The organism is Streptomyces sp. NPDC005899 (assembly GCF_040629645.1).
In the GTDB taxonomy this organism is placed as follows: Bacteria; Actinomycetota; Actinomycetes; order Streptomycetales; family Streptomycetaceae; genus Streptomyces.
Window position 1 is genome coordinate 1 of sequence record NZ_JBEXWB010000565.1, and the last position, 2,620, is coordinate 2,620.

Sequence of the window (2,620 nt, forward strand, 5' to 3'; positions counted from 1 at the left end):
GGAGCACGCCGAGGATGCGGATGTCGACCTTGTACTTCAGATAGCGCTCACGCAGTTCGTCGGGGATAGGCCGCTGGTCGCGTACCGCGCGGGTGCGCCTGGGCTACTTCTTGCCCTTCCCCTCGGCGGCCGACTCGTCCGTCGACAGGACGGAGATGAACGCGTCCTGGGGCACCTCGACGTTGCCGACCATCTTCATCCGCTTCTTGCCCTCCTTCTGCTTCTCCAGCAGCTTCCGCTTACGGGAGATGTCACCGCCGTAGCACTTGGCGAGGACGTCCTTGCGGATGGCGCGGACGGTCTCACGGGCGATGACCCGGGAACCGATGGCCGCCTGGATCGGCACCTCGAAGTTCTGGCGGGGGATGAGCTTCTGGAGCTTGGCGACGAGCCGGACGCCGTACGCGTACGCCTTGTCCTTGTGGGTGACCGCGGAGAACGCGTCGACCTTGTCGCCGTGCAGCAGGATGTCGACCTTGACGAGCTGGGCCGACTGCTCGCCCGTGGGCTCGTAGTCGAGCGAGGCGTAACCGCGCGTCTTGGACTTCAACTGGTCGAAGAAGTCGAACACGATCTCCGCGAGCGGCAGGGTGTAGCGGATCTCCACCCGGTCCTCGGAGAGGTAGTCCATCCCGAGCAGGGTGCCGCGCCGGTTCTGGCAGAGCTCCATGATCGCGCCGATGAACTCGCTGGGCGCGAGGACCGTCGCCCGGACGACCGGCTCGTGGACCTTGTCGATCTTGCCCTCGGGGAACTCGCTCGGGTTGGTGACGATGTGCTCCGAGCCGTCCTCCATCTCCACCCGGTAGACCACGTTGGGGGCCGTGGCGATGAGCTCCAGGCCGAACTCGCGCTCCAGCCGCTCACGGATCACGTCGAGGTGCAGCAGGCCGAGGAAGCCGACGCGGAAACCGAAGCCGAGCGCGGCCGAGGTCTCCGGCTCGTACACCAGGGCGGCGTCGTTGAGCTGCAGCTTGTCCAAGGCCTCGCGCAGGTCCGGGTAGTCCGAGCCGTCCAGCGGGTACAGGCCGGAGAACACCATCGGCTTGGGGTCCTTGTAACCGCCCAGCGCCTCGGTCGCCCCCTTGTTCAGGGAGGTGATGGTGTCGCCGACCTTGGACTGCCGGACGTCCTTGACGCCGGTGATGATGTAGCCGACCTCCCCCACGCCGATGCCGTCGGCCGGTGTCATCTCCGGGGAGGAGACACCGATCTCCAGCAGCTCGTGGGTGGCGCCCGTCGACATCATCCTGATGCGCTCGCGCTTGTTGAGCTGGCCGTCGACGACCCTGACGTAGGTGACGACACCGCGGTACGGGTCGTAGACCGAGTCGAAGATCATCGCGCGGGCCGCCGCGTCCGCGACGCCGATGGGGGCCGGGACGTCCCTGACCACCCGGTTGAGCAGGGCGTCCACCCCGACACCGGTCTTCGCCGAGACCTTGAGCACGTCCTCCGGCTGGCAGCCGATGAGGTTCGCCAGCTCCTCGGAGAACTTCTCGGGCTGCGCGGCGGGCAGGTCGATCTTGTTCAGCACCGGGACGATGGTGAGGTCGTTCTCCATCGCCAGGTAGAGGTTGGCGAGCGTCTGCGCCTCGATGCCCTGAGCGGCGTCGACCAGGAGGACCGTGCCCTCACAGGCGGCGAGGGAACGCGAGACCTCGTAGGTGAAGTCCACGTGGCCGGGGGTGTCGATCATGTTGAGGACGTGGGTCGAACCCTTGTCCTCCCCCTCGGTGGGCGCCCACGGCAGACGTACCGCCTGGGATTTGATGGTGATGCCGCGCTCGCGCTCGATGTCCATACGGTCGAGGTACTGAGCGCGCATCTGCCGCTGGTCGACCACACCGGTCAGCTGGAGCATCCGGTCGGCAAGCGTCGACTTGCCGTGGTCGATGTGCGCGATGATGCAGAAGTTGCGGATCAGCGCCGGGTCGGTACGGCTCGGCTCGGGCACGTTGGTAGGAGTCGCGGGCACGCAGGGTCCTGATTCTTGAGACGCCGAACGCCGTGTCTCGGGTCGATGTCGGGTCGGACGGATCGATACGTAGCTTCCATCGTCCCACGCCTGCGGGGCGGGGACCGGTTTGGGCCGGTCCGAGGGTGGCTGCTACCGTGGGCAGCTGTGCCTCGTGGCCTGAAGAAGCGGCGGGGCGCACATAGAAGATCCAACGAACCTGAAAAGGCTCTTTCGTGGCGAACATCAAGTCCCAGATCAAGCGGAACAAGACGAACGAGAAGGCGCGCCTGCGCAACAAGGCCGTCAAGTCCTCGCTCAAGACCTCGATCCGCAAGGCCCGTGAGGCTGCCGCTGCCGGTGACGTCGAGAAGGCCACTGTGGCCGTCCGTGACGCGTCGCGCCAGCTCGACAAGGCTGTCTCGAAGGGTGTCATCCACAAGAACGCCGCCGCCAACAAGAAGTCGGCGCTGGCGCTCAAGGTTGCCGCCCTCCAGGGCTGAGCTACTGATGTGATCGCCGGGACGGACACAGTGGGCCCTCTCTCCCGCTCCTGACCGGCACCCCGCGCCGCACACCGAACCTGCGTTCGCCACGCGGGTGCGGCGCACAAAGCGTTGAAGCGAAGGCCCCGGCCGCGTCCTCCCCAGGACGCCGGCCGGG

At 66.8% G+C, this 2,620-nt stretch carries 2 protein-coding genes; one reads left to right on the forward strand and one right to left on the reverse strand.

What is annotated here, in order from left to right; translation table 11 throughout:
• Positions 1 to 103: 103 nt before the first annotated feature.
• The gene (lepA, locus tag ABZ371_RS31450; protein WP_358686098.1) at positions 104 to 1,978 is read right to left on the reverse strand and encodes a translation elongation factor 4; all 1,875 of its coding nucleotides are present in this window, start codon (positions 1,976 to 1,978) and stop codon (positions 104 to 106) included.
• A 215-nt stretch (positions 1,979 to 2,193) separates the two neighbouring features.
• Here lepA and rpsT point away from each other — a divergent pair, with 215 nt between their 5' ends.
• Positions 2,194 to 2,460 (forward strand): 30S ribosomal protein S20, encoded by a 267-nt coding sequence (gene rpsT / locus ABZ371_RS31455; RefSeq protein WP_014156344.1) that lies wholly within the window; start codon positions 2,194 to 2,196, stop codon positions 2,458 to 2,460.
• Positions 2,461 to 2,620: the final 160 nt, after the last annotated feature.